This is a genomic window from Devosia sp. 2618 (assembly GCF_040546815.1).
Classification (GTDB): Bacteria; Pseudomonadota; Alphaproteobacteria; order Rhizobiales; family Devosiaceae; genus Devosia.
This window is the reverse complement of record NZ_JBEPOO010000001.1, coordinates 2,691,263-2,715,918: the sequence shown is the minus strand read 5'-3', so window position 1 is coordinate 2,715,918 and position 24,656 is coordinate 2,691,263. Positions and strand designations below refer to the sequence as shown.

The window sequence follows — 24,656 nt, the reverse complement described above, 5'->3', positions numbered from 1 at the left end:
AGACGCGCGGATGTAGTTTTTCTTGGTCAGTCAAACACATAAAGCCAATTCCCGCCGCTGACGGAGTCGCTGCCAGACACTGGAAATTGCTTGGTTTTATGACAACGGTCCTGTCTTTTAGGCAGTGTGGGGTAGGGGGGATCCGACTAAAGTCTAATGCGATCTTGTCGACAAGTTGATCGGCAAGGGCTCCCCAAGCCTTGGCGCCACCGGAAACCCGCAGCTTCGCGTGCAGTATCCGCACCTCAAAACTCCCGCCCCCATGACAGGACGGTGACAGGGACCGAGCCTATGGTTCCTCCCACGGACGCAACGACGTTCAGGATTTTACATGGGAGGACTTATGAATAAGCTGTTCTTGGCTGCGCTGCTGTCTGGCGCAATGGCTGTCCCCGCTTTTGCCGCTGACTATACCATCATGGCGCCTGCTGCCCCCGGCGGCGGATGGGACCAGACGGCCCGCTCGATGCAGGAAGCCCTTCAGGCCGACGGCATCTCGGGCAATGTGCAGGTCACCAACGTTCCCGGCGCTGGTGGCACCATTGGCCTTGCCCAGTTCGTCAATCAGGAAGAAGGCAATCCAAACGCACTCATCGTTGGCGGCTACGTGATGGTCGGCGCAATCCTCACCAACGCATCCCCGGTTACCCTCGAGCAGGTTACCCCGATCGCTCGTCTGACCGGTGAATCCGTGGTCATCGTCGTGCCAGCCGCGTCCGAGCTCAAGACCCTCGACGACCTGATCACCAAGCTCAAGGCCGATGCCGGTTCGGTTTCGTGGGCTGGTGGCTCGGCTGGTGGCGCCGACCACATCACGGCTGGCCTCATCGCCAAGACCGTTGGTGTCGATCCAACCACCGTCAACTACATCGCCTATTCGGGCGGTGGCGAAGCTCTCGCAGCCCTTCTCGGCGGCCAGGTGACTGTGGGTATCTCGGGCTACTCCGAGTTCTCCAGCCAGATCGCTGCGGGCGAACTGCGTCTGCTCGCTGTTTCCAGCGACGAGCGCATCCCCGGCGTTGACGCACCGACCCTGCGTGAAGCTGGCGTCGATATGGCGCTGCAGAACTGGCGCATGGTTGCCGCTGCCCCCGGCATCACTGCCGAGCAGAAGGCTGCGATCTCGGCCGACATCGAAAAGATGGTCAATTCCGACGCCTGGAAGGCAACGCTTGAGACCAAGGGCTGGGTCAACACCTACCTCGCCGGTGACGCGTTCGATGCTCAGCTCGCTGCTGACACCGCCGCCACTGAAACCATCCTGAAAGACATTGGCCTCGTCCAATGAGCTCCGGCCAACCAAATCTCTCGCGCCGCCCCGATGGGGCGGCGCTTGTCATAGCGGCCATTCTGGCTGGCATCGCGGCGGTGATCATCTGGCAGACCAGCCAGATGCGCGTCCCCCCGATCCAGGCACGCGTCGGCCCCACGGTGTTTCCTTACATCATCGCGGGCGCCCTGATCCTGCTCGCCATCGGCACGGTGTTTTCGGCCCTGCGCAATGGCTTTCCGGAGCGGACCAACGACAACTACATCCCGATGCTGTGGATTCTGGGTGGGCTGATCGGCCAGATCCTGCTGCTCTCGACGACCGGCTTCTCCATCGCCACGGGCGTGCTGTTTGCGTTCACCGCCAAGGGTTTTGGGCGCGGCCCCCTGTGGAAGACCATTCCTGCCGGTGCGCTGTTTGCGTTCATCGTCTGGATCGCCTTTGCCAAGGGCCTGCAGCTGTCGCTGCCAGCCGGTCCCATCGAACGTCTCATTCCCTGATCGGAAGACCCTGACATGGACACTTTCGGACTTCTGGCCCAGGGCCTTGTCGCTGCACTGCAGTGGCAGAACCTGCTCTATGCGCTGGTCGGCGTAACGCTCGGCACGGCCGTTGGCGTGCTGCCCGGCATTGGCCCCGCGCTCACCGTGGCGCTGCTGCTGCCGGTTACCTACAAGCTCGATCCGGCCGGCTCGCTCATCATGTTTGCCGGCATCTACTACGGCGGCATGTATGGCGGCTCCACCACCTCCATCCTGCTCAACACGCCGGGCGAAAGCGCCTCGATCGTTACCGCGCTCGAAGGCAACAAAATGGCCCGCAAGGGCAGGGGCGGACCCGCTTTGGCTACCGCCGCCATCGGCTCGTTCGTTGCTGGTTTGATCGCGACGCTGGCGCTGGCCTTCGTCGCGCCATGGGTCGTCAAATTCGCGCTGGCCTTCGGTCCAGCCGAATATTTCGCCCTGATGGTGCTGGCCTTCGTCACCGTATCCGCCGCCTTTGGCGATAGCGCGCTGCGTGGTCTGACGGCACTGTTCATCGGTCTGGGTCTTGGCATTATTGGCATCGACCTGCAGACCGGTCAGGCCCGCATGTCCTTCGGTATTCCCGATCTGCTCGACGGCATCGAGGTCACCACCCTTGCCGTGGCGCTGTTCGCCATCGGCGAAACGCTCAAGATCGCTTCGGACCGTTCTGCGGTCAACGAAGGGGTTCTGGCGGTCAAGGGCTCGGTCTGGATGACCAAGGAAGACTGGAAGCGCAGCTGGGTTCCGTGGCTGCGCGGCACGGCCATCGGCTTCCCCATCGGCGCAATGCCGGCGGGCGGCGCCGACGTCTCGAGCTTCCTGTCCTACAGCGCCGAAAAGACCTTCGCCAAGCGTCCCGAAGAGTTCGGCCACGGCGCCATCGAAGGTGTCGCGGGGCCGGAAGCGGCCAACAACGCGTCTGCTGCCGGTACGCTCGTGCCGCTGCTGACGCTGGGCCTGCCCACCACGGCAACCGCCGCCATCATGCTGGCCGGTTTCCAGCAGTTTGGCCTTCAGCCCGGCCCATTGCTGTTCACCAACAATGCAAGCCTCGTCTGGGCGCTGATCGCCAGCCTGCTCGTCGCCAACTTCATGCTGATCGTGCTCAATCTGCCGCTGATCGGGCTGTGGGTGAAGCTGCTGACCATTCCAAAGCCATGGCTCTATGGCGGCATTCTGGTGTTCGCGACGCTCGGCACGCTGGGTGCCAATGGCGCCATGTCGGGCAATATCTTTGGCATCCGCTTTTCGTTCGAGTTGATGCTGCTGCTGGTGTTTGGTGTGCTGGGCTATCTGCTGCGCCGCTTCGGCTATCCGATTGCCCCGGTGGTGGTCGGGCTGATCCTTGGCCCCATGGCCGAACAACAGCTCCGCCGTGCACTGGCAATCAGCCAGGGTGACCCGCTGATCCTGTTCCACTCGCCCATTGCCATCACACTCTATGTGCTGGCCGCCGCCGTAGTCCTCGTCCCCGTCTACTTCCGCCTCTGCGGCAAGGGTCAGGTCCTGGGCCAACTCGCAAGCGACGAAGACTAGGGGTCACCCCCTCGTGGTTCGACAAGCTCACCATGAGGTCTACTGTTGATTCAGCAGTAGACCTCATCCTCAGTCCGTCGAAGGGCGAGGTCGGGCAACCAAAGCCTCCACCCCCCGTCATTGCCCGGCTTGTCCGGGCAATCCATATCGCAGCACGCGCTGAACGATGGATCACCCGGACAAGCCGGGTAGTGACGACCAGACATACACTCCAAAAAAGCAAAAGCCCGGATGCCCCTGTTCAGGGCATCCGGGCTTTCTCACGTCAATCGATAGCGCGGCTCAGGTCGCGGAGGGTGCGGCGCCCTAAGCCAAGGAGACTTTAGCGCTTGCCGATCGAACGGAAAGCGTCGGCATCGATACCGAGGGCCTTGAGGTGCTTGGCCTTTGGAGTACGCCCAGCCTCGACGGCGTTGGAGACGGCAGCAGCGCTGCCGAACACTTCAACGAAGGTGCCAAGGGTCGCAAAGATCGACTTGCGGGGGGTGCTCATTTGTCCAGGTCCTCAAAAGGCCCAACCGAATTGCCGGGCCGCTTTCATGAGTAGACAGATGGGGCCAATGCCTTTGTTTTGCTAGGCCGCAAACCTCATCGCAGCCATGCGCTCAATGCAATTAACGCGGCGCTAACCACAATATTCACCCCAAATGGGCAAAATCGCTACGACCAAGGGCTAATCCATGCGTTGGGTGCATGGGTGTCATGGCTTGGGCGAGACGATCTCGCCCCAGCTTTCAAGGAAACGGCTGCGCCGCTGCTGGTCGAGCGACACCATCAGCGCCGGCCCGAGCGGAATGGGCTGGATCACGCCGCGCCCCCGCGCCGAAATCGCCTCGCTGGTCCATTCGCCGTCAGCGCCCCGCACCACCGACCCAAGCGCCGTTCGCCCCGCCGCAATCGCCTGTCCACTGGGCGACAGCGCAAAGTCAACAAACGCCCGGCCGAGGTCGGGGAATTTGGCGTCTCGCGGGATCAGCATCGAGCGCGTCAGCACCAGAACATAGTCATCGGGAACCACGATTTCGATATTGGCCCCAGCCGATTTGCGCGCGAAGGCATAGGAGCCCAGCACATTGTAGCCCAGTGACAGCGATCCATCGGCCACACCGTTGAGAATGGCCGGGCTCGACCCCGAAAACTGCGCATTGACCCGCCCAAAAGCTGCCGCCAGCCGCCAGAAGTTCGACGAAATCACCTGATCCTGTGACGCCAGCAGATAGCCTACGCCACTCAGCGCGATGTCATAGGTCGCAATCCGCCCCCGGAACCGCTCGGTCTGCGTTTCCAGCATTTCCGCCAGTGTCAAATGCGTGCGCGGCACTTCGGCGGCGCTGATCCGGTCGGGGTTATAAATGATCACCGCCGGCTCGAAGGTGAAGCCAAACACCTCATTGCGCCAATGCGCCCAATCCGGCAGATCGCCCAGCCACTGGCTGTCATAGGCGGTGGCATAGCCATCATTGGCCAGCTTGATCTGCAGGTCCGCCGCCGAGCTGATCAAAAGGTCTGGCGGCGCCATCACGCCGGACAGAAAATTCTCATACATCGGCAGGGAATCCTGCTCGTCATATTCCACTGTCACGTCGGGCCGCTGGCTCTGAAATCCGGCCACGAAATCGGCAAACAGCGGCGTGTCCGTCGTGCCCACAATGGTCAGTACCGTTTCGGCGCTGCCATCGGGTGCCGGATAGGTCGAGGTCGCCGCCTGCGCCCCACGCGGATCGATCAGCAACACGCAGATCACCAGCGCCGAGAGGCTCCCCAAGGCTTTGCGCAATTGCTCCACCTTTGCATTGCGACCCACCAGCGGCAGGTCAATCTCCACCACCAGCCCGCCACCCGCGCGATCGGTTAGCCGCAGCGCGCCACCATGCGCCTCCGCCACCCGCTTGACGATGGATAGTCCCAGCCCGGACCCTGCCTTTGCCCCGCTCGTCGCGCCGCGCTTGAACCGCTCCAGCACCAGTGGCTTTTCCGCGTCGGCAATGCCCGGCCCCCGGTCGCTGACGGTCAGCATCATCGTGCCATCTCCCACGCTGCCGCCGATCTGCACCGGGCCGTCCGAATAGACCAGCGCATTGTCCACCACATTGCGCACCATCTCGCGCAGCGCCACCCTGTCGCCCCGGATCAGCGCCGTCGCCACGCCCTCGGGCAAGCTGGCCGTCACGCGCCCAGCCTGATCGGGGTCCAGCCGCTGCACCACCTCGTCCACCACCGTGCCAAACACAGTGGCGTCCGTTTCCTGATTTTCGAGGCGATGGGTAATCGTCGCTTCCATCAGCAACTGGCTGACCAGCTGGCTCGCCTGGATCGCGCCCTGATGAATGCGCCCCACCCGTCGCCGCAGCGCCTCAGGGTCCTGCTCATCCATCGCCACTTCCGCTTGAGCGCGTAACGAGGCCAGCGGCGTCCGCACTTCATGGGCCGCCTCGGCCACCAGCCCGCTCACCCGTTCCATCGCGCTGCCCAACCGCGCCATGAAGGCGTTTAGCCCCGCCACCAGCTGCCGCACCTCGGTCGGCACCGGCACATCCACCGGGCTCAGATCATCGGGCGCCCGCCCGCGCAATTCGCGTTCCAGCTGATAAAGCGGCGCAAACATGCGCCCGATGCCAAACCACACCAGTGCAATCGCCAGCAGCGTTAGTGCCACCACCGGCACAATGGCATTGCCCAAAATCTCCGCCGCCAGCGCCTCGCGCTCATTCTGGGTTTCGGCCACATGGATCGTCACCCAATCCGCATCGCCGCCCGACGAGGTCAGGCGCCCAACGCTGGCCACCCGCACTAATTCGCCGCGATACATCGTATCGGCAAAAACCGGTCCTGCCGATGTCAGCTCCGGCAGCGTCGCCGACAGGTCTTCATACCCAGTCACCGCCCGACCATTCGGCGTCTCGACCGCATAAAACACCCGGTCCCGCCCCGAAAACATGCCGAAGGATGCGAACGGCAGTTCGACGATCACATTGTCGTCCTCCACCTGCACCGCACCCGCAATCGTCAGCGCCGAAGCCGCCAGTAACCGATCAAACGCCCGATCCGCCGCCCGCTCGGCATAGTCGCGGATAAAGACGATCAGGATGACCGCCGCCGCGAGCAGCAAGGCAAGCGCCAGCGCGAGGATGCGACGGCGGATGGAGAAAGATTTCTGCGGAACTGCCACTATCGCACCCCAACCACAGGGCCCACCCTCCCCCTTGAGGGGAGGGAAGCGAGATAGGACTTAGCTTCAGCTAAGTCCGTGATCGAGCAGGAAGGGGGGCTCTCTCCGCGAACCCGGCGCTTGTGGCTCCACCCCCACCTAGCCTCCCCCATCAAGGGGGAGGTACCGCTTCGTGGTTGCGGCCAAATCCCGCTACCCATTCGGCGCCCGCACCACATAGCCAACCCCGCGCACCGTCCCGATCTCGATATTGGCCGCTTCCAGCTTCTTGCGCAGCCGCGAGATATGCAGCTCCAGCGCGTTGACCGACACCGCCTCATCGAAATTGAACAACTGGTTCATCAGCCGCTCCTTGGGCACCACTTTGCCGGCATTGGTGACGAGGATTTCCAGCAGCCGGAATTCGCGCCGCCCCAGCTCCAGCGAGCGTCCCTCGACGCTCGCATTGAGCCCCGCCAGATCCATTTCGAGATTGCCCACGCCCAGCGTGCTTGTGGTCTGCCCGCCGGTGCGCCGGATCAGCGCCCGCAGCCGTGCTTCGAGTTCGCGCAGGTCGAACGGCTTGACCAGATAATCGTCCGCGCCCAGATCGAGCAGGCTCACCTTGTCGTCGATTTCCGAACGGGCTGTAATAACCAGGATCGGCGCATTGAACTTGTGGCGCCGCAATTCGGCAATCAGCGAAATGCCATCCCGATTGGGCAGCATCAGGTCGAGCGCTACGGCATCGAAATCATCGCCCTCGGCGGCCGAAACCACGTCATTGCCGTCGCGCACCCATTCCACCGAATGACCGGCGCTGCGCAGGCGTTTTTCAATCGCCTCGCCCAGATCTTCATTGTCTTCAACGAGCAATATTCGCATGAGCGGCCGGTGTTCTCCCCGGCGCACACTAGAGCAAGCAGCAACAAAGTGGGACTGGGTTTTTGATCCCGCCCCGACAAACAAGTGTCGTGTTCTAAAACAGCGTCGTCATCATGGTTGCTGCAACCACCACAATGCCGAAGGCGGCGATGCCTGCTGCCGCCAGCATCATCTTTGCGCGCTGCACATGGGTGGATTGGCGCGCTATACGCCGCGCGGCCATGATTGCGGTGTCGTCGCTGCCGTAAATATGTGCCATCGGATCGCCCTCCGTTGCCCCGGCCATCATGGCCAGACTTCACATTTGGGCAGCCGCTTTTGCGCTGTTTCTCACCCGCTGCAAGGAAGCTAGCGCGGCATTGGATTTCAGCGAATTCGATCCTCGGAATGCAGTTAATTTACATAAAATACCACAGGCGCTTATCTTGTATGGAAGATGATTGATCTGCCGCGCACTTCATGGCAAAAACATCGCATGACCCACCTGCACCCAGACCGTCTGTTCCCCGCTTCCGAGCCCGCCCAGTCCATCGCGCGCGAGCTTTATCCCGATGTGGCCGACCTGCCGCTGATCTGCCCGCATGGGCATACCGATCCGGCATGGTTCGCTAACAATGGCCGGTTTTCCGATCCGGCCGCGCTGTTCCTGACGCCGGATCATTACGTGTTGCGTATGCTGCGCAGCCGGGGCCTGAGCTATGACGATCTGGGCGTGCCCCGTAAGGATGGCAAGCCCGTCGCCGAGGGCAGGGCGGCCTGGCGCCTGTTTGCCGCCAACTATTACCTGTTCGCCGGCACCCCATCGAAAACCTGGATCGACCACTCGCTCGATTGGGCCTTCGGCATAACCGATGAACCGTCGCCCGATACCGCCGACGCCATTTACGACAAGATCGACGCCGCTTTGGCCACGCCCGACCTGCTGCCGCACGCCCTGCTCGACCGCGCCCGCGTCGAGGTCATCGCCACCACCGAATTTGCGCTCGATCCGCTGGTGCACCACCAGAAGATGGAAACCAACGGCACCATAGGCCGCGTTCGTACCACCTACCGCCCCGATGACGTGACCGATCCGAGCCGCCCGGCAATCGTCGAAAACCTCAAAAAGTTCGGCGAAATCACCGGCGAAGACATCACCACCTGGGATGGCCTGATCAACGCGCACCGCAAGCGCCGCGAATATTTCCGCCGCTTCGGCGCCGTCGCCACCGACCACGGCGTGCCCAGCGCCAACACCGCCGACCTGCCGCTGGTCGACAAGCAAGCCCTGCTCGACAAGGTGCTGTCGGGCAAGCATGACGCGGCGGACGCCGAACTGTTCCGTGCCCAGATGCTAACCGAAATGGCGCTGCTCTCGGTCGAAGACGGCATGGTCATGCAGATCCATGCCGGTTCGCGCCGCAACACCGATCCGCTCTTGTTTGGCGAACGCGGCCCAGACCTTGGCGCCGATATCCCCGGCACCACCGATTATGTGAACGGCCTCAAGGCCCTGCTGTCGCGCTGCGGCAACGAGCCGAACCTGCGCATCATCATGTTCGTGCTCGACGAAACCACTTATGCCCGCGAGCTCGCGCCCATGGCTGGCTACTGGCCATCGCTGATGGTTGGCCCGCCCTGGTGGTTCCACGATAGCCCGCAGGGTATTCGTCGCTATCTCGATCAGGTGGTTGAATCCGCCGGCTTCTACAACCTCGCCGGCTTCAATGACGACACCCGCGCTTTACTGTCCATCCCCGCCCGCCACGACGTCTGGCGCCGTGAAGTCTGCGGCTTCCTCGGCCGTTGGGTCGGCGAAAACCGCCTCAGCAAATCCACCGCGCGGGAAATAGCCAAACACCTCAGTTACCAAGCCGCCAAAGACGCCTATCGGATCAAGTAACTCTTCCCCTCTCCCTTTTGGGAGAGGATGTCCGCTCCGCAGCGTTATCGTTCAGCCGTCATTGCCCGGCTCGTCCGGGCAATCCAGCTGTTGCGCTGCGGTAGAATGGATCACCCGGACAAGCCGGGTGATGACGATGCCGGATGGGGCCAGGTGCGCCCAGCGGAATGCGCTTACGGCGACTTCCACAGCACCAGCAGCACAATCACCACGCCGGTCGCCAGCAGCACCACGAGGCCACCCAGCCCGTTGAGCATTTGCTTGCCCAGTGTAGGATGGGCCTCGTCGGCCGCGATGATATCGTCGAGCCGGCTCGCGCCACGCTGGTCGTCATAAGGTAGATGCGCCATCCAGATGCCTCCCTGCAGGTCGTCGTTTCGCCTGAGGCCATGCTGAACCTACAATTGTAATGAAACCTTGCGCCCCGAGCTGTTCCCGTCATTAGGGTTGCCATCCGGCCAACGCATAGGCTTAACCGACCGCTACCGCCACCATCTCATCAACTTTACCGTCCATAAGCGGCTGGCTGTCGAAACTCGCCGCTCCTTCTGCTCTAATGGCTCCATGATGAATCAGTCGCCCGCCGAAACCGCGCTCAACCGTGCCATGATCCGTTGGTCCCTGACCAAGTCGACGCTCGTGGCCGAAACCGCGACCAGCTGGATTTTCCGCGTCGAACAGAACGGGCGCAATTTCGCCGCCCTCAAAATCCTCAAATCCCTCGCCGCCGAGGAAGAACGTCGCGGCGCCCAGTTGATGAACTGGTATGGCGGGGAGGGTGCCGCCACTGTCTTTGACATGCATGGCGACACCATATTCATGGAATGGCTCGATGGCGGCACGTTGAGCGAACCGGTCCGCGCCGGCCATGATGACGAAGGCACTATCGCCATCTGCACCGTCGTCACAAATCTCCACCGCCCCCGCGCCGATGCCCCCGAAGGCCTAATGCCGCTGCCACAGCGCTTCAAGGCGCTGTTTGATACCGATGTCCGCGCCTGGCCCCACACCGCCCGCGATCTCTATGCCCGCGCCAGCGGCATAGCGCTCAAACTCTTCGACCGCCCCAGCGCACAAATCCCGCTGCATGGCGATCTGCACCACGACAATATCCTCAGCTCCGACCGCGGCTGGCTGGCCATCGACCCCAAGGGGCTGATCGGCGACCCGCTCTATGAAGTGGCCAACGTGTTCCGCAATCCGCCCGGCGCTATCCAACTGTCCGCCAATCCCAAGCGGATCAATGCGCTGGTCGAAGCCTTCGAAACCCGGCTGGGCTTTCCGCGCAAGCGCGTCCTAGGCTATGCTGCCGCCCACTCAGCGCTCAGTGCCTGCTGGGATCTGGCCGCCGGCAATCCCATTACCACCGATCTTGCCGTGCTGCCCCATCTGCTCAGCGCCTACGATCAGGCCTAATCCGGAGCCAGAATGCTCAATCCGACCCGACGCGGTTTTCTCTTTGTCAGCGCCGCTGCCGTTCTAGCTGCCTGCTCGACCACCGTCCCGGTGCTGCCCAAAGCCGCCGCCAGCCGCCCGGAAGAACTGACCCAGTCCGAAATCCTGACGGCGATCAACACCGTCCGCAAAGCCAATGGCGCGCCAGACTGGACCTATAATCCACGTCTTGAAGACGCTGCCAGATCACAGGCCCGCCTGATGGCGCAAAAAGACACCATGAGCCACGACCTCGGCGTCACCCTTCGCCAGCGCGTTACGACTGCTGGCTATCTCGGCGCCGTCGGCGAAAACGTGGCCAAGGGTTACACCAACCTGCAGGGCGCTATCGAAGGCTGGATGAACTCCTCCGGCCACAGGTCCACTTTGCTCAGCAGCAAGTTCACCGAATTCGGCCTGGCCAGCGCCCGCGCGTCGAGTGGCAAGGTCTATTGGACGATGATTGCCGGTGGTAGCTTTGATGCGTGGCGAGGGTAGGAAGCTAGATTAGAAAGAATACCCCCACCTAGCCTCCTCCTGAAAAGGGGAGGAACTAGATCGTGCATGGGGCAAAATCATCTCTCACCACCAGCCAGATTCCTCCCCCTATCAGGGGGAGGTTAGGTGGGGGTATCCACTTTCAGCCTAAAGCGTAGTTCGCCAGCCTGCGATCAGTAGCGCTCAAACACTCAACGTCCGCCGCACCGCCACATCCCACCCCTTGATCTTCGCCCGGCGCTCCTTCGCCCCCATCACCGGCTCAAACCGCTGATCCCGTGCCCAGCTCTTGGCAAACTCTGCCATTCCCGGCCACACCCCGGCCCGCGATCCCGCCAGCCAAGCCGCCCCCAGCGCCGTGGTCTCCAAAATCACCGGTCGATCCACCGGCGCATCCAGCACATCTGCCAAAAACTGCATGGTCCAGTCCGAAGCCACCATGCCGCCATCGACGCGCAAAACCGTGTCCTGCCCGCCCTTCCAGTCCTTGCGCATGGCCTCCAGCAGGTCGCGCGTCTGATAGCAAACCGCTTCCAGCGCCGCCTTGGCGATTTCCGCCGGCCCCGAATTGCGCGTCAGCCCATAGATTGCGCCCCGCGCCTCGGCATCCCACCACGGCGCGCCCAGACCCACAAAGGCGGGCACCATATAAACGTTCTGGCTCGGGTCGGCCGTCTGCGCCAAAGGCCCGGTTTCGCTGGCATTCTTCACCAGTTTCAGACCATCCTGGATCCATTGCACCGCCGCACCCGCGATAAAGATCGAGCCTTCCAGCGCATAACTCGTCTTGCCATCGAGCCGGTACGCAATGGTCGTCAGCAGCCGGTTCTTGCTGCGCACCATGTCCTTGCCGGTATTGAGCAGCGCAAAGCAGCCCGTGCCATAGGTTGATTTCAACATGCCCGGCTCAAAACACGCTTGCCCGATAGTCGCCGCATGCTGATCGCCCGCAACGCCCAAAATCGGAATAGCCGCGCCAAACAGGCTCTCGTCCGTGACGCCAAAATCGGCCGCACAATCCTTGACCTCGGGCAGCAGCGCGGCCGGCACCTCGAACAGCTCCAGAAGGCCCTTGTCCCAAGCGTTCTTGCCGATATCGAACAGCAGCGTCCGCCCGGCATTGGTCGCGTCGGTCACATGGCTCTTGCCACCGGTCAGCCGCCAGATCAGGAAGCTGTCGACCGTCCCAAAAGCCAGCTCACCCTTCTCGGCCCGCTTGCGCGCGCCCTTCACATTGTCGAGCAGCCATTTGACCTTGGTGCCACTGAAATAGGGGTCGAGCAGCAGCCCGGTCTTTTTGGTCACGACCTTTTCGTGCCCGGTCTTCTTGAGCTTGGCGCAATGGGACGCCGTCCGCCGATCCTGCCACACAATAGCATTGTGGATCGCCTTGCCGGTTTTGCGGTCCCAGATCAGCGTCGTCTCGCGTTGGTTGGTAATGCCGATCGCGGCAATGTCCTTGCCCTCGACCTTGGCCGCCGCGAGCGCCTTTTTCACCGCCCAGACCACGCTCTCCCAGATTTCCTCCGGGTCATGCTCCACGCAGCCATCGCGCGGAAGAATCTGAGTGAATTCCTTCTGGCCGACGCCGGCAATCGTGCGGTCCTTGTTGAAAACAATAGCCCGGCTCGATGTGGTCCCCTGGTCGATCGCCAGAATGTAGTCGCTCATAGTTCCTCCAGGACCGCTTCCCGGTCTCTCAGTCGTCCACCCTCCCCCTTGAGGGGAGGGAAGTGAGATAGGACTTAGCTTCAGCTAAGTCCGTTGAATCGAGCAGGGAAGGGGTATCTCTCCGCGAGTCCGGTGGTCCTGACTCACCCCCACCCTTGATCCCTCCCCTCAAGGGGGAGGGTATTGACTGATGCTTCAGCGCTACTTCCGGCTAGCCAGATACGCCTCCAGCGCCGCCACGTCCTCGGCACTCACCCGCAGCCCAACCTTGGTTCGCCGCCACAACACATCTTGTGCCGTGCGTGCCCACTCGTGTTCAACCAGATAAACCACTTCGCGTGCATAGAGATCCCAGCCGAAGTGCCGCCCCAGATCGTCCACCGATTTGGCATCGCCAAGCACGTCCCTGGCCTTGGTCCCATATTGCCGCATCAACCGGCGCAATAGCGTACCCGGCAGCCCGCTATATTCCATGCCCAGCCGACGCACTTCGGCGTCAAACGCCAGCGGCTCAAACCCGCCACCCGGCAGACGGCTGGTCTTGGTCCATGGCTTGCCCTTGGCGCCCAGCACGCCCTCGATCTTTTCCAGCACCGATTCCGCCAGCCGCCGCGACGTGGTCAGCTTGCCGCCAAACACATTGATTGCGGCGCCGGCCTCCGCGTCGCCATCCACCTTGAGCACATAATCGCGCGTCGCTTCCTGCGCAGCGCTGGCGCCGTCATCAAACAGCGGTCGCACACCCGAATAGGTCCAGTGGATCTGGTCGCGCGTCACCGGCTTGGCGAAATATTCGCTGGCCGCGCCCAGCAGGTAATCGGTTTCGGCGTCCGAGATTTTAACGTCCTTCGGATCGCCCGGATAATCCTCGTCGGTGGTGCCGATCAGGGTGAAATCATCCTCATAGGGGATGGAGAAAATGATGCGGCCGTCAGCGTTCTGGAACATGTAGCAGCGGTCGTGGTCATAGAGCTTGCGCACCACGATATGGCTGCCTTTGACCAGCCGCACATTATGCGCGCCGTTCCTGCCCATCGCCCCGGTGATGACGTGGTCGACCCATGGCCCCGCCGCGTTGACGACCAGCTTTGCCCGCACACTCTGCCGCCCGGCCTCTCCATCCAGCTCGATCAGCCAGCCGCCTGCATCGCGGCGCACGCTGGTCACCTTGGTGCGCACATGCACCGCCGCGCCCTTGTCGGCGGCATCGCGCGCGTTCAGCACCACAAAGCGCGCATCGTCCACCCAGCAGTCCGAATATTCAAAGCCCAGCCGATAGCCGGGTTTCAGCGGCTTGCCGGTGATGTCTTTGGTCAGGTCTAGCGTCTTGGTCGGCGGCAACAGGCGACGGCCGCCCATATAGTCATACATGGCCAGCCCCGCGCGCAGCACCAGGGCAGGGCGCAGGCCCTTGTGATGCGGCAGCACAAACCGCAGCGGCTTGATGATGTGCGGCGCTTCGGCCCACAGCACTTCACGTTCGGCCAATGCCTCATGCACCAGCCGGAATTCGTAGTGCTCGAGATAGCGCAGCCCGCCATGCACCAACTTGGTGGCGGCCGACGAGGTGCCCGAGGCCAGATCGTTCATCTCGGCCAGCGCCACGCTATAGCCGCGCCCCACTGCGTCGCGGGCAATGCTCGCGCCGTTTATGCCCCCGCCAATAACGAAAATGTCGACGCTGTCGCTCGTGGCCATGCTGCGGTCTCCAGTCATTTCGTTTATACGCGCTTGGCTTTCGTTTTCAAGCATCAGGCTTTCGTTTATTGCGATTGTCCAGCATGAAGACTGCCATACCAGACCGCAATTGACCGCTCCGTCTCAGGAGGCTAGGGCAGGGGGTCTGTCCTTTCCGGGAAGTTCGCGGCCATGCTTGCCATTCTTACTGTCATCGCGCCCATTTTCGCGTTGATGGCACTCGGATATGGCGCGGTGCGCTTTCGCCTGTTCCCCGCCGATGGCATCAAAAGCCTAATCGCTTTCGTCAACAATTTCGCGACACCGTGCCTGCTGTTCTACTCGCTGATTACCAGCGATTTCAGCGCCGCGTTCAACCCCGCCATTATCGGCCCGTTCTATCTGGGCGCGCTGATCTGCTTCGTCATCGGCATCGTTATCGCCGTTAAACTGTTCGGCAATACGCGGTGCGAGGGGGTGTCGGTCGGTTTTGCCGGCACCTTCACCAATACGGTGCTGGTCGGCCTGCCCATCATGCAACGCGCCTATGGCGTGGAATCCCTGCCGGTGACGCTCTCGATCATCGGCCTTCATGGCGCGATCCTGCTCACCATCGGCATGATCACCATGGAGCTGATGCGTCGCGATGGCGCCTCGCTCGGCAAGACCCTGCTCACCGCTGTTCGTCGCGTCGCGTCCAATCCGCTGATCTGGGGCATTGCCGCCGGCATGATCGGCTATTTCTCCGGCCTTACCCTGATCGAGCCGGCCGAAGCCTTCTTCATCATGATGAGTTCTGCCGTCGTTCCGGCAGCACTGTTCGGCATCGGCGGCGCGCTCAACGAGTTCAAGCTATCCGACAACTGGAAACAGGCGCTGGTCGCTGCCATCATCAAGCTGATCGTCCACCCGGCCATTGCCTATGTGCTGATGATCTGGGTGTTCCACGTCCCCATGGAAATCGCCCGCTACGGCATCCTGCTGGCCGCCATGCCCGCCGGCGTCAACGTCTACGTTTTCGCCACCTACTACAATCGCGGCACCAGCGTCGCCGCCAACGCCATCCTCATCGGCACGATTGCTTCGGCGATAACGGTGTCTGGCTGGTTATATGTGTTGAGCTTGTAGCCGCTATCCGTGCCAAGACCTTGTGACTCAAACGTCGCCACGCGCCCGCCTTACCCTCAGGGCTGCCCTGGTATGGCACACAAATAGCCCTCATGGTGAGCTTGTCGAACCACGAGGGCGTACCCTTATCTCTCCACCAGCGCTGCAAGCTGTTCCGTCACCGCGCCCCAGCCGTCGTAAAAACCGAGTTCCGCATGCTTGTCGCGCGCTTCAGCTGATCCGTGCTTGGCCACGGCACGATAGAGCGTGCCGTCGGGATGATCTTCCAGCGTGATTTCCGCGCTCATGGCGAGAAACGGATTGTCCGCCGGCCGCCAGCCGCCCACCAGATTGTTGGTGAAGACGATCCGGCGCTCGGGCTCGACCACTAGGTAGCAGGCGTCCATATGCGGCCCAAAAGTCGTGCCGTCCTCGCTCATCTCCGTCACCATCGCGCCGCCAGGCCGAACATCCAGTTCGACGATCTTGCAGGTCATGGGCGCGGGAATCCACCACTTTGCAAACTGCTCCGGCGTCGTCCAGGCCGCCCAGATCGCGCTGCGCGGGGCCTTGATGACACGGGTAATTTCGAGGTCGCGTTCTGCATCAAGCGTCATTTTGCGTCTCCCTATTGGTGACGAATTGTTCCAGCCGATCGGTGCGGGCTTCCCAGATCGCAGCCGCCAGCCTACGCCTTTTGCAGTGCGGTCGTCAGCGTCAGGCCATTGGATTGGTCGGTGTCGTCCACGGCCGTGATCGTATAGCGGCGCCCCATATAGACCACGCGATGGCCCACCGAAATGCCGGGAGAGAACGCCACCCGAAAGTGATACACGTGCTTTTCGGTCATGGTGTCGATGTCGGTGGTCGTTGAAATTGAGCGCTCCAGCAGCCGGAATTTTCCGCGCCCCTCGATGCTGATCAGCTTATTCAGTCCCGGCACTTGTCCCCCCAGTGCAACCACTGCGAATAGTTAACAGCGGCACGCCTGTGTAGTGCATCCATGGCCTAGGGGTAAGAGCTTATTGGAGAAGAAATTCCTCGATAAACGCGGTCTAGTAGGCCGTGGACCGCAAACTCACCAGCATAGCTTTTGTCATCATGAGTAAGCCAAACAGTCTCCGGCCGTTAACATTTATCGATGCTGTATTCCGAACAATGACGGCGGTAACCCCGCTTGCCAATTGATCTGTGTTGGATCAATCTCGCAGCAGCAGGACATTGGGTTGTCGAGTCCGGAGGGGCATTCGTCATGAGCATGAACGGTGATGTTTTGGGTGAGGGCGCGATGGACTCAACAGCTCGCCCCGGGCCGATGAACCGTCGCTCGTTTCTCGTCGGCTCTGCCGCTATTCTCGGCGCGGTGGGTCTGGCCGGTTGCGCCACCACCGGCGGTATGAGCCCGGCAGAAGCCGCGCGAGTTTACGGCGCGCTGCCCAACGAGCGCTTCCCGGTCCCCGCCGTCAATATCGCCAAGGTTGATCCGAAATATCTTCGCCGGACAGTGAGCTACCCGTCAAAGGAAGCCGTCGGCACCATCATTATCGACCCGCGCCATTATTACGTTTACCGCATCGAAGGCAACGGCATGGCCACGCGCTATGGGGCCAATGTGGGCCGCGCTGGCTTCCTGTGGAGCGGCGATGCCTATATCGGCCGCAAGGCGGAGTGGCCGATCTGGACGCCACCGCGGGAAATGATCCTTCGTCAGCCCGAAGCGGCCCCTTATGCGCGCGGCATGCCACCCGGCCTCAACAATCCACTCGGCGCGCGCACGCTCTACCTCTACCAAAATGGCAAATACACGCTCTATACGATCTACAGCACCATCATGCCCGAAACGATCGGCAAGGGTGTGTCGAGCGGCTGCGTTGGCCTGCTGACGCAGGACATGGTCGATCTCTACAGCAAGACCCCGGTCGACACGAAGGTGATCGTCCTGCCTGCCTAAACTCTTGGCGCGACAGCCGATACCCCAAGCGCTCTGTTGAAGCTGCAGCGCGAAGTCACTACTTTGCGCTCATGGCTAAGCCCAAACCAAAACCGAATACAGATGCGTGGCTGGTTCAGCAGTGGACATTGCCCGCCGCCGCCACGCTCGGCTCGTCGGTGCGGATCAAAGGCATTTTGCTCGAAATCCGGGCGCGCCTGCCGTCGCCGCTCAAGAAGTCGCTCGATGTCGAGGCCGGGGTGCTCGTCCTTAAGCTGCCGGAGAACTCAGCCGACGAGTTTCGCGCCGTCTCAACAACCGTCGTCAAAACGCTTGAAGGCATCGAAAACCTGCCCGTGATCCCGCGTGAGATCGAAGACATCCTGACCATCTCCACCACCGAGCGCCATCGCTGGCTCAAGGATGGCCGTCTGCCAAGCGCCGGAACGCGCACCGTCAAACTGCGCGGTCGCGCCAAAAAGATCACGTTCCACGTCTTTGATCCACGCAAGGTCGAGGACATGCTCGACGGCGAACTGATTGCCACCTGGCGCGAAGATGACGTTGAAACCGCCGCCGAAAACCGCCGTCGTGCCGCCTGGAAGGCAAAGCTGAAACGGTCAGAAAAGGCCGCCGAAAAGATGGTAGCCACGCCCGAAGACAGCGACACCGCGCCCCGTCCCAAACTGCTCGGCTGGGAAGAGTTCGAACGAGACGGCCCCCTGCGTTGACTCCTTATTCCGGACTGCCGCAACTCCTGACCTATGACGACTGCGTGAAGTCGCTGACCTGGGCTGGCGCTGTCGACGCTTTGCGCCAGGGACACAAGCTCACGCCTCCCCAGCAGGGCGATCTGTTCCTTGGCTCGCCCAACGCCAGGCTGGTCAACCGCGCCGCACAGGTGGACGGCCTCGGCTTTGCCATCAAGGGCGAAAGCGTCTTCCCTCAAAATGCACAGGAAGGCCTGCCATCCATACAGGGCGCGGTCTTGCTCTATGATCCAGAAAACGGCTCGCTCCGCGCCATCATCGAAAGCCGGTTGGTGACGCAGTTCAAAACGGCCGCAGACTCCGTTTTGGGCGCCCAATGCCTTGCCCGCCCTGATAGTCGCCATCTGGTCATTATCGGCGCCGGCATGGTCGCGTCCACTCTGGCCAAGGCCTATGACGCCGCCTTTCAGAGCATCGAGCGCATCTCGATCTGGTCGCGTCGCCCGGAACAGGCGCAGGCGTTGGCCGCCAGCCTCAACACACTCCGGTCCAATGTCTCAGCCGTGGTCAATCTTCCCAAGGCCGTCGCCGAGGCCGACATCGTTGCGGCCGCGACCATGGCCCAACAGCCCGTCGTCCTTGGCCAGTGGGTGCGCCCCGGCACCCATATCGACCTGATCGGCGCGTTCACCCCCGACATGCGCGAGGCCGACGACGACCTGATCGCGTCAGCGTTGGTCTATGTGGACTACGTCGACACTGTCGTCGACCAGATCGGCGAACTAATGCAGCCAATCGCCGCCGGCGTCATCACGCGCGATCATGTGCGGGGCGATCTCTACGACCTCGTCGCCGCCAATGCCTCAAGCCGTCAGTCTGACGACCAGATTACCCTGTTCAAAAACGGCGGCGGCGCACACCTCGATCTCATGATTGCCGACTACATCGTCAACGCGGTGAGCTCTGCCTAACGGCAGCCGTTTTCCTTTGCCATCGTCGCTTCATGTTCTGGTCGGACCTGCGTTTCAGGGCCAAATTCGTGAGTTGGCTCAATGCGTCTAGTCCAAACCCTGATTTCCCTTGCCCTCGCCGCACTGATGCTGACCATCCCCGCGCAGGCGGCAACGCTTTGCACGCTGGTGGCCGATGCGACGACGGGGCAGGTTCTGATCGAAGAGGGCGGTGGTTGCGATATGCCCACCACCCCAGCCTCGACCTTTAAAGTGCCGTTGGCGGTGATGGGATTTGATGCGCGCCTGCTGGCTGACGCGCACAACCCGGCCTTGCCTTTCGTTGAAGGCTATGCCGATTGGGGAGGCGCCGAATGGCGCCAAACCACCGACCCGCTACGCTGGATGGACTATTCCGTCGTCTGGTATTCGCAGGTGATCGCCCGCTCGCTGGGCGCCGACCAATTGGCGCAATATGCCCGCTCCTTCGACTACGGCAATGCCGATTTTGCCGACGATCCCGGCGCCAATAACGGTCTTGAACGCAGCTGGATCAGCTCCTCGCTCAAGATCACGCCGCGCCAGCAACTGGCCTTCATGACAAAGCTCGCCACCCGTCAGCTGCCAGTGTCGCGCACGGCCATGGACACCACAATCGCCATCATGCAGCGGCGGGAAACCAGCAATGGCTGGCAGTTCGTCGGCAAGACCGGCTCCGCCTTTCCGCGCAAAGCCGACGGTAATTTCGATCGGGCGCGCGGCTGGGGCTGGTATGTCGGCATGGCTACCAAAGGTGACCGTACGCTGATCGTCGTGCGGCTCACGCAAGACGAAGTCCGCCAATCCGTCTCCGGTGGCCTCCGCACCCGCGACGCACTGCTGGCTGAATGGCCTAAACTCGTCGGCCCCTAAGGCCTGCTATTCGGCCTCGACGCTGACCTCAATCGTGCTGACGCCATCGCCGGCCGGAACCACGCGGATCGGCGCCGTCGACAGCCCATCGAGCCCCGCCGCCAGCCGGACATGCCGGTCAGTCGGACACAGCTGTAGCAGCGGATCAAAGCCGATCCAGCCTAGCCCCTCGTCATAGGCTTCGGCCCAGGCGTGAAATGGCGCTTGGCCCTCTTCGGCTCCGGCTAGATAGCCAGTCACATAGCGCGCCGGAATTTCGAGTGCCCTCGCTGCACCGATAAAGGCATGCGCGTAGTCGCTGGCCGGCGGCAAAGGCTTGGCCTCGCTACCCTGGCTTTGCGACTGCGACTGCGAACCGTCGGCGCCCATCTGGCTTTGCGTCTGGGCCTGCTCGATCACGCCCAGCGTTTCGCCCACCCGCGCCATCAGCGCGTGGAGGATATCGAGGCGGCTGTCCTTGCTGCCGCGATACTTGCCATAAAGCGTCACCGGCGCCTTGGTCAGGGGCGTCACGCGCCGGAACAGCGCCGGAACCGGCCCGACGCCGCCTTTGCCCAGCACGCCGTGCCTATCGGTGGTTTCCACCACGCCTTTGACCGTCACCAGCAGCGCACCTTCCGGCTTGGTCTGGTTCACCAGATGCACCTGATTGCCATAGGCATCCTGAAAACGCCCGGCATTGCCAATGCCGGCCATTTCCACGCTCCAGCTTTCCACGCTCCAGCTTTCCACGCTCTGCGTGGATGCGCCCTGCGGGGTCAGCAACAGTTGCAGCACCGCATGGGCACTGCCCGGTGGTGGCGTAACGCTCAATTGGTGTCGGATGGAAATACGCATCAGTAGAAGTTGTAGCTTTCCGAAAGGCTGTCTGACACGCGATTGTTTCGAGCCATGAACTCGGTCAAAAACTCGTGCAGGCCGTTGGCGAAAATGGAATCCATCGTGGTGCTTTCGACCATGGCGCGCAGCTTGCCGGCCGAATTGTTGCAGTCCTGCTTCTTGCCGTAAAAGTCGGCCAGCGTGTCCACCTGCTGCTCGACAAAGCGAGCACAGGAGATCAGCGAGCGCGGCATTTCGGGCCGCAGGATCAGGAAATCGGCAATGTTATGGGCCTTGTAGCGGTCATGATAAACATGCCGGTAGCTGCGATGCGCCGAAGCGGCCCGCAGGATCAGCGTCCATTGCTGGATGTCGAGATCCCCGCCCACCATTTTTGCGCGCGGCAGCAGCACGTAATATTTCATGTCGAGAATACGCGCGGTGTTGTCCGCCCGCTCGATGAAATTGCCCGCCTGCAAAAACGCATAGCCATCGTCGCGCAGAATGGTGCCGAGCAGCGCCCCGCGAAACTGGTGGCTGGTATGCTTGACCCATTCAAGCAGGCCCAGCAGCTTTGCCCCCCGCACATCGCGCGGCTTGATCTGGGAAAATTCCAGCCAGGCTGAGTTGATGCTTTCCCACATGTCGCTGGTGATGGCCGTGCGCACCGAGCGCGCATTGGTCCGCGCCGCCTGCAGGCACGAATAGACCGAGCTCGGATTGGTCGGGTCGAACATCATGAAATTGGCGACGGTATCGACGTCGGCGGGCTTGTCCTTCTTGGCGAAGTCCTCGTCCACCTCGGCGGCCTTCATCATCGAAATCAGATGCTCCGACGAGCCACCCTCACGGCGGCTGGTCAGGCTCATGCGATAGCCCACCTCAAGCAGGCGCGCCATATTCTCCGCCCGCTCGACATAGCGGCTGAGCCAGAACAGGTTCTGTGCAGTCCGTCCGAGCATGCTCATGGCGACACCCGATCACTTTGCCACGCCCTCGTGGTTCGAGGGTCGCTGCGCTCCCGCCTCACCATGAGGGCTGTTGGAGCATCGAGTTCAAAGTAGCCCTCATGGTGAGGTGCGAGCTCTTTGCGAGCCTCGAACCACGAGGGCGTGGCGTCTAACGTCGTTGCGTGCTGATCCATCATCAATCTTCCAGCACCCACGTATCCTTCGTGCCGCCGCCCTGGCTTGAATTGACCACCAGCGAGCCTTTCTTGAGTGCCACACGTGTCAGGCCGCCCGGCGTGATCCGCACCTCGTCACCCACCAGCACATAAGGCCGCAGATCGACGTGACGCGGCGCGATGCCGGCATTGACGTACGTGGGGCAGGTGGAGAGCGCCAAGGTTGGCTGGACGATATAGTTGTCCGGCCGCGCCTCGATCTTTTTCTTGAACTCGGCATGCATGGCCTTGGTCGAAGTCGGCCCCACCATCATGCCGTAGCCGCCCGAACCGTGCACTTCCTTCACCACCAGATCGGCGATGTTTTCCAGCACCCAGTTGCGCTGGTCGTCGTCGGTGCAATTATAGGTCGGTACGTTCTGCAACAGCGCCTTTTCACCGAGATAGAACTCGATGATTTCCGGCACATAGGTATAGACCGCCTTGTCGTCGGCAATGCCCGTGCCCGGCGCATTGACCAGCGTCACATTGCCAGCGCGATAGGCATTGAACAGCCCCGGCACGCCCAGCATCGAGTCCGACCGGAAGGTCAGTGGATCGATGTAATCATCGTCGATGCGGCGGTAGATCACGTCGACCCGCTCGGGGCCCATCGTGGTCCGCATGTAAACCTTGCCGCCATCGACAAACAGGTCCGGCCCTTCGCATAGCGTCGCGCCCATCTGGTCGGCCAAAAACGAGTGCTCGAAATAGGCCGAGTTATAGATGCCGGGGGTCAGCACCACGATATTGGGCGAGCTTCCGGCACCCGCCGGCGCCACGCTTTCCAGTGTCCGTCGCAGGTTTTCTGGGTAGTTTTCGACCGGAGCAACCTTGCTGCGCTGGAACAGGTCCGGCGCCAGCATCATCATCGCCTCGCGGTCTTCCAGCATGTAGGAAACGCCCGACGGCGTGCGCAGATTGTCTTCCAGCACATAGAATTCGTCCGGCCCAACCCGCACGATATCGACGCCGATAATGTGGGCATAAACGCCCTTGGCGGGCTCCAGCCCCATCATTTCCGGCGCAAAGGCGGAGTTCTGCAGGATCAGTTTCTCGGGCACCCGACCGGCCTTGAGGATCTCCTGGCGGTGGTAGATGTCGTAGAGAAAGGCATTGAGCGCTTTGACGCGCTGCTCGATGCCCTTAGACAGCCGGCGCCATTCCTGCGCCGCTATGATGCGGGGGATCACGTCGAAGGGAATGACCTTCTCTGTGCCTTCTTCAGACCCGTAAACGGCAAAGGTAATGCCCAGTTTGCGGAAAATTGCCTCGGCATCGGACTGCATCAGCGTCAGTGCCTTGTCCGGTTGCTCCTCAAGCCATTGCGCTAGAGCGCGATATGGTTCTCGGACGGAACCATCCGGATTGTACATTTCGTCGAACGGCGGTTTATCGGCCATTGTGCTCCGAGTGGTAATGCGGCGCGTCCCATCGCCTTCACATTGCTACACATTTGTAGAGCCGCGTCCAGCCGCTGACTTGTGCGTTAGACTTGCTTTTTGTGTAGCGCGGGTCGACTTGAATGGAAGTCACGGTTATTTCTTTTCAATTCCTGACCTGTGTAGAGAGTTCCCATGACCATCGAGATTGTCCAGACCGGCAAGCTGCTTGCCAGTTGTGAAGCCGCATTGGCCGAGCGCTATACAGTGCACAAACTCTTTGAGCAGGCAGACCCCAAGGCTTGGCTGGCCGAGAACGGTGCGCGTATTCGCGCCCATGCCGGTTCAGGCGTGCAGGCCGATATGATGGATGCTTTGCCAAATCTTGAAATCATTGCCGGTTTCGGCGTCGGCTACGACAATATCGACACCAAGACCGCCAAGGCCCGCAACATCCGCGTCACCAATACCCCGGACGTGCTCAACGATGCCGTCGCCGAGTTGACCATCGGCATGATGATCGCGCTGGCCCGCCGCATTCCCCAGGCCGACCAGTTCGTGCGGCAGGGCAAATGGACCAAGGGCCAGATTGGCCTGTTCAGCGAACTCACCGGCAAGACCGTCGGCATTGTCGGCCTCGGCCGTATCGGCAAGGAAATCGCCAGCCGTGCCCAGGCCATGAAAATGCGCGTCGTCTATCACGGCCGCAAACGCCAGCCCAACGAACCGCATGTTTTTTACGACAAGCTGGTCGACATGGCCCGCGACAGCGACTGGCTGGTCCTGATCGCCCCCGGCGGCAAAGGCACCCAACACATCGTCAACCGCGAAGTGCTCGAAGCGCTCGGCCCCAAGGGCAACCTCGTCAACATCTCCCGCGGGAGCCTCGTCGATGAACCGGTCCTGCTCGAACTCCTCCAGTCCGGCGCCCTCGGCGGCGCGGCGCTCGATGTCTTCGACGACGAACCCAACGTCCCCGAAGCCTTCTTCGCCCTCGAAAACGTCGTCCTCTCCCCCCACCAGGGCAGCGCCACAGTCCAAACCCGCGACGCCATGGGCGCCCTATTGGTGGCCAACCTCGACGCCCATTTCGCGGGCGAACCACTGATCAGCGCGGTGGTGTAAGGGGCTTTCTTGAAAGTAGCTGGATAGA

At 61.8% G+C, this 24,656-nt stretch carries 24 protein-coding genes; 12 read left to right on the top strand and 12 right to left on the bottom strand.

Annotated elements, in window-relative coordinates:
• Positions 1 to 343 precede the first annotated feature (343 nt).
• From ABIE28_RS13585 to ABIE28_RS13575, 3 genes are read left to right on the top strand one after another with little or no spacing between them, the layout of a single operon-like run.
• Entirely contained in the window at positions 344 to 1,288 is a 945-nt protein-coding gene (locus ABIE28_RS13585) for a Bug family tripartite tricarboxylate transporter substrate binding protein (RefSeq protein WP_354063776.1), read from the top strand.
• Positions 1,285 to 1,770 carry a tripartite tricarboxylate transporter TctB family protein gene (locus ABIE28_RS13580; RefSeq protein ID WP_354063774.1) on the top strand — a complete coding sequence of 162 codons (486 nt, stop codon included), beginning with the start codon at positions 1,285 to 1,287 and terminating at the stop codon, positions 1,768 to 1,770. The genes ABIE28_RS13585 and ABIE28_RS13580 overlap by 4 nt, the downstream gene beginning before the upstream one ends.
• Before the next feature lie 15 nt (positions 1,771 to 1,785).
• Positions 1,786 to 3,333: a tripartite tricarboxylate transporter permease gene (locus ABIE28_RS13575; protein ID WP_354063773.1), complete on the top strand. Its 1,548-nt coding sequence runs from the start codon at positions 1,786 to 1,788 to the stop codon at positions 3,331 to 3,333.
• Positions 3,334 to 3,655: 322 nt separating this feature from the next.
• Here ABIE28_RS13575 and ABIE28_RS13570 read toward each other — a convergent pair whose 3' ends face one another.
• The 4 genes from ABIE28_RS13570 to ABIE28_RS13555 all read right to left on the bottom strand — a co-directional run bounded on the left by ABIE28_RS13570 (position 3,656) and on the right by ABIE28_RS13555 (position 7,625).
• Entirely contained in the window at positions 3,656 to 3,826 is a 171-nt protein-coding gene (locus tag ABIE28_RS13570; protein ID WP_354063772.1) for a hypothetical protein, read from the bottom strand.
• A 207-nt stretch (positions 3,827 to 4,033) separates the two neighbouring features.
• Positions 4,034 to 6,502, bottom strand: coding sequence for a sensor histidine kinase (locus ABIE28_RS13565; RefSeq protein WP_354063771.1), 2,469 nt, complete (start codon positions 6,500 to 6,502; stop codon positions 4,034 to 4,036).
• A gap of 192 nt (positions 6,503 to 6,694) precedes the next feature.
• Complete coding sequence (locus ABIE28_RS13560) at positions 6,695 to 7,366, bottom strand: response regulator transcription factor (protein WP_354063769.1); 672 nt, start codon at positions 7,364 to 7,366, stop codon at positions 6,695 to 6,697.
• A 94-nt stretch (positions 7,367 to 7,460) separates the two neighbouring features.
• Entirely contained in the window at positions 7,461 to 7,625 is a 165-nt protein-coding gene (locus ABIE28_RS13555; RefSeq protein WP_354063767.1) for a hypothetical protein, read from the bottom strand.
• A 216-nt stretch (positions 7,626 to 7,841) separates the two neighbouring features.
• Between ABIE28_RS13555 and uxaC the strand changes: the two genes are divergently transcribed.
• Positions 7,842 to 9,248, top strand: a complete 1,407-nt coding sequence (uxaC, locus tag ABIE28_RS13550; protein ID WP_354063765.1) for a glucuronate isomerase — start codon at positions 7,842 to 7,844, stop codon at positions 9,246 to 9,248.
• 173 nt (positions 9,249 to 9,421) lie between these two features.
• Here the strand turns inward: uxaC and ABIE28_RS13545 are convergent, their stop codons facing one another.
• Entirely contained in the window at positions 9,422 to 9,598 is a 177-nt protein-coding gene (locus ABIE28_RS13545; protein ID WP_354063763.1) for a hypothetical protein, read from the bottom strand.
• 214 nt (positions 9,599 to 9,812) lie between these two features.
• Here ABIE28_RS13545 and ABIE28_RS13540 point away from each other — a divergent pair, with 214 nt between their 5' ends.
• A complete protein-coding gene (locus tag ABIE28_RS13540) occupies positions 9,813 to 10,664 on the top strand; it encodes an aminoglycoside phosphotransferase family protein (RefSeq protein WP_354063761.1) in 852 nt (283 codons plus the stop codon).
• Between the two features lie 12 nt (positions 10,665 to 10,676).
• Positions 10,677 to 11,180 (top strand): CAP domain-containing protein, encoded by a 504-nt coding sequence (locus ABIE28_RS13535; RefSeq protein WP_354063759.1) that lies wholly within the window; start codon positions 10,677 to 10,679, stop codon positions 11,178 to 11,180.
• Between the two features lie 183 nt (positions 11,181 to 11,363).
• Here the strand turns inward: ABIE28_RS13535 and glpK are convergent, their stop codons facing one another.
• Complete coding sequence (gene glpK, locus ABIE28_RS13530) at positions 11,364 to 12,851, bottom strand: glycerol kinase GlpK (RefSeq protein WP_354063758.1); 1,488 nt, start codon at positions 12,849 to 12,851, stop codon at positions 11,364 to 11,366.
• Positions 12,852 to 13,052: 201 nt separating this feature from the next.
• Positions 13,053 to 14,549, bottom strand: coding sequence for a glycerol-3-phosphate dehydrogenase (gene glpD / locus ABIE28_RS13525; protein ID WP_354063756.1), 1,497 nt, complete (start codon positions 14,547 to 14,549; stop codon positions 13,053 to 13,055).
• A gap of 171 nt (positions 14,550 to 14,720) precedes the next feature.
• Here glpD and ABIE28_RS13520 point away from each other — a divergent pair, with 171 nt between their 5' ends.
• Positions 14,721 to 15,656, top strand: a complete 936-nt coding sequence (locus ABIE28_RS13520; protein WP_354063754.1) for an AEC family transporter — start codon at positions 14,721 to 14,723, stop codon at positions 15,654 to 15,656.
• Between the two features lie 125 nt (positions 15,657 to 15,781).
• On the opposite strand, the gene ABIE28_RS13515 is transcribed toward ABIE28_RS13520, so the two are convergent.
• Positions 15,782 to 16,252, bottom strand: coding sequence for an SRPBCC family protein (locus ABIE28_RS13515; protein WP_354063752.1), 471 nt, complete (start codon positions 16,250 to 16,252; stop codon positions 15,782 to 15,784).
• Positions 16,253 to 16,323: 71 nt separating this feature from the next.
• Positions 16,324 to 16,578, bottom strand: coding sequence for a phage head completion protein (locus tag ABIE28_RS13510; protein WP_354063750.1), 255 nt, complete (start codon positions 16,576 to 16,578; stop codon positions 16,324 to 16,326).
• Between the two features lie 309 nt (positions 16,579 to 16,887).
• Between ABIE28_RS13510 and ABIE28_RS13505 the strand changes: the two genes are divergently transcribed.
• The 4 genes from ABIE28_RS13505 (at position 16,888) to blaOXA (ending at position 20,137) form a co-directional block, all read left to right on the top strand.
• The gene (locus tag ABIE28_RS13505; RefSeq protein ID WP_502913389.1) at positions 16,888 to 17,586 is read left to right on the top strand and encodes a L,D-transpeptidase family protein; all 699 of its coding nucleotides are present in this window, start codon (positions 16,888 to 16,890) and stop codon (positions 17,584 to 17,586) included.
• A 71-nt stretch (positions 17,587 to 17,657) separates the two neighbouring features.
• On the top strand, positions 17,658 to 18,296 hold the full coding sequence (locus tag ABIE28_RS13500) for a hypothetical protein (protein ID WP_354063748.1): 639 nt from the start codon (positions 17,658 to 17,660) through the stop codon (positions 18,294 to 18,296).
• Complete coding sequence (locus ABIE28_RS13495) at positions 18,293 to 19,246, top strand: ornithine cyclodeaminase family protein (RefSeq protein ID WP_354063746.1); 954 nt, start codon at positions 18,293 to 18,295, stop codon at positions 19,244 to 19,246. The genes ABIE28_RS13500 and ABIE28_RS13495 overlap by 4 nt, the downstream gene beginning before the upstream one ends.
• An 81-nt stretch (positions 19,247 to 19,327) precedes the next feature.
• The gene (blaOXA, locus tag ABIE28_RS13490) at positions 19,328 to 20,137 is read left to right on the top strand and encodes a class D beta-lactamase (RefSeq protein WP_354063744.1); all 810 of its coding nucleotides are present in this window, start codon (positions 19,328 to 19,330) and stop codon (positions 20,135 to 20,137) included.
• A 6-nt stretch (positions 20,138 to 20,143) separates the two neighbouring features.
• Here the strand turns inward: blaOXA and ABIE28_RS13485 are convergent, their stop codons facing one another.
• The 3 genes from ABIE28_RS13485 to ABIE28_RS13475 all read right to left on the bottom strand — a co-directional run bounded on the left by ABIE28_RS13485 (position 20,144) and on the right by ABIE28_RS13475 (position 23,524).
• Positions 20,144 to 20,974 carry a transglutaminase family protein gene (locus ABIE28_RS13485; protein WP_354063742.1) on the bottom strand — a complete coding sequence of 277 codons (831 nt, stop codon included), beginning with the start codon at positions 20,972 to 20,974 and terminating at the stop codon, positions 20,144 to 20,146.
• A complete protein-coding gene (locus ABIE28_RS13480) occupies positions 20,974 to 21,924 on the bottom strand; it encodes an alpha-E domain-containing protein (protein ID WP_354063741.1) in 951 nt (316 codons plus the stop codon). Before ABIE28_RS13480 ends, ABIE28_RS13485 begins: the two co-directional genes overlap by 1 nt.
• A 178-nt stretch (positions 21,925 to 22,102) precedes the next feature.
• A complete protein-coding gene (locus tag ABIE28_RS13475) occupies positions 22,103 to 23,524 on the bottom strand; it encodes a circularly permuted type 2 ATP-grasp protein (protein ID WP_354063739.1) in 1,422 nt (473 codons plus the stop codon).
• A 174-nt stretch (positions 23,525 to 23,698) separates the two neighbouring features.
• Between ABIE28_RS13475 and ABIE28_RS13470 the strand changes: the two genes are divergently transcribed.
• Positions 23,699 to 24,628 carry a 2-hydroxyacid dehydrogenase gene (locus tag ABIE28_RS13470; protein WP_354063737.1) on the top strand — a complete coding sequence of 310 codons (930 nt, stop codon included), beginning with the start codon at positions 23,699 to 23,701 and terminating at the stop codon, positions 24,626 to 24,628.
• Positions 24,629 to 24,656 lie beyond the last annotated feature (28 nt).

Bases quoted from the DNA above. Each gene is read 5' to 3' on its own strand.
- ABIE28_RS13585 (WP_354063776.1), top strand. From the start codon at position 344: ATGAATAAGCTGTTCTTGGCTGCGCTGCTGTCTGGCGCAATGGCTGTC.
- ABIE28_RS13580 (WP_354063774.1), top strand. From the start codon at position 1,285: ATGAGCTCCGGCCAACCAAATCTCTCGCGCCGCCCCGATGGGGCGGCG.
- ABIE28_RS13575 (WP_354063773.1), top strand. From the start codon at position 1,786: ATGGACACTTTCGGACTTCTGGCCCAGGGCCTTGTCGCTGCACTGCAG.
- ABIE28_RS13570 (WP_354063772.1), bottom strand. From the start codon at position 3,826: ATGAGCACCCCCCGCAAGTCGATCTTTGCGACCCTTGGCACCTTCGTT.
- ABIE28_RS13560 (WP_354063769.1), bottom strand. From the start codon at position 7,366: ATGCGAATATTGCTCGTTGAAGACAATGAAGATCTGGGCGAGGCGATT.
- ABIE28_RS13555 (WP_354063767.1), bottom strand. From the start codon at position 7,625: ATGGCACATATTTACGGCAGCGACGACACCGCAATCATGGCCGCGCGG.
- uxaC (WP_354063765.1), top strand. From the start codon at position 7,842: ATGACCCACCTGCACCCAGACCGTCTGTTCCCCGCTTCCGAGCCCGCC.
- ABIE28_RS13545 (WP_354063763.1), bottom strand. From the start codon at position 9,598: ATGGCGCATCTACCTTATGACGACCAGCGTGGCGCGAGCCGGCTCGAC.
- ABIE28_RS13540 (WP_354063761.1), top strand. From the start codon at position 9,813: ATGATGAATCAGTCGCCCGCCGAAACCGCGCTCAACCGTGCCATGATC.
- ABIE28_RS13535 (WP_354063759.1), top strand. From the start codon at position 10,677: ATGCTCAATCCGACCCGACGCGGTTTTCTCTTTGTCAGCGCCGCTGCC.
- glpK (WP_354063758.1), bottom strand. From the start codon at position 12,851: ATGAGCGACTACATTCTGGCGATCGACCAGGGGACCACATCGAGCCGG.
- glpD (WP_354063756.1), bottom strand. From the start codon at position 14,549: ATGGCCACGAGCGACAGCGTCGACATTTTCGTTATTGGCGGGGGCATA.
- ABIE28_RS13520 (WP_354063754.1), top strand. From the start codon at position 14,721: ATGCTTGCCATTCTTACTGTCATCGCGCCCATTTTCGCGTTGATGGCA.
- ABIE28_RS13515 (WP_354063752.1), bottom strand. From the start codon at position 16,252: ATGACGCTTGATGCAGAACGCGACCTCGAAATTACCCGTGTCATCAAG.
- ABIE28_RS13505 (WP_502913389.1), top strand. From the start codon at position 16,888: ATGAGCATGAACGGTGATGTTTTGGGTGAGGGCGCGATGGACTCAACA.
- ABIE28_RS13500 (WP_354063748.1), top strand. From the start codon at position 17,658: ATGGCTAAGCCCAAACCAAAACCGAATACAGATGCGTGGCTGGTTCAG.
- blaOXA (WP_354063744.1), top strand. From the start codon at position 19,328: ATGCGTCTAGTCCAAACCCTGATTTCCCTTGCCCTCGCCGCACTGATG.
- ABIE28_RS13485 (WP_354063742.1), bottom strand. From the start codon at position 20,974: ATGCGTATTTCCATCCGACACCAATTGAGCGTTACGCCACCACCGGGC.
- ABIE28_RS13480 (WP_354063741.1), bottom strand. From the start codon at position 21,924: ATGAGCATGCTCGGACGGACTGCACAGAACCTGTTCTGGCTCAGCCGC.
- ABIE28_RS13475 (WP_354063739.1), bottom strand. From the start codon at position 23,524: ATGGCCGATAAACCGCCGTTCGACGAAATGTACAATCCGGATGGTTCC.
- ABIE28_RS13470 (WP_354063737.1), top strand. From the start codon at position 23,699: ATGACCATCGAGATTGTCCAGACCGGCAAGCTGCTTGCCAGTTGTGAA.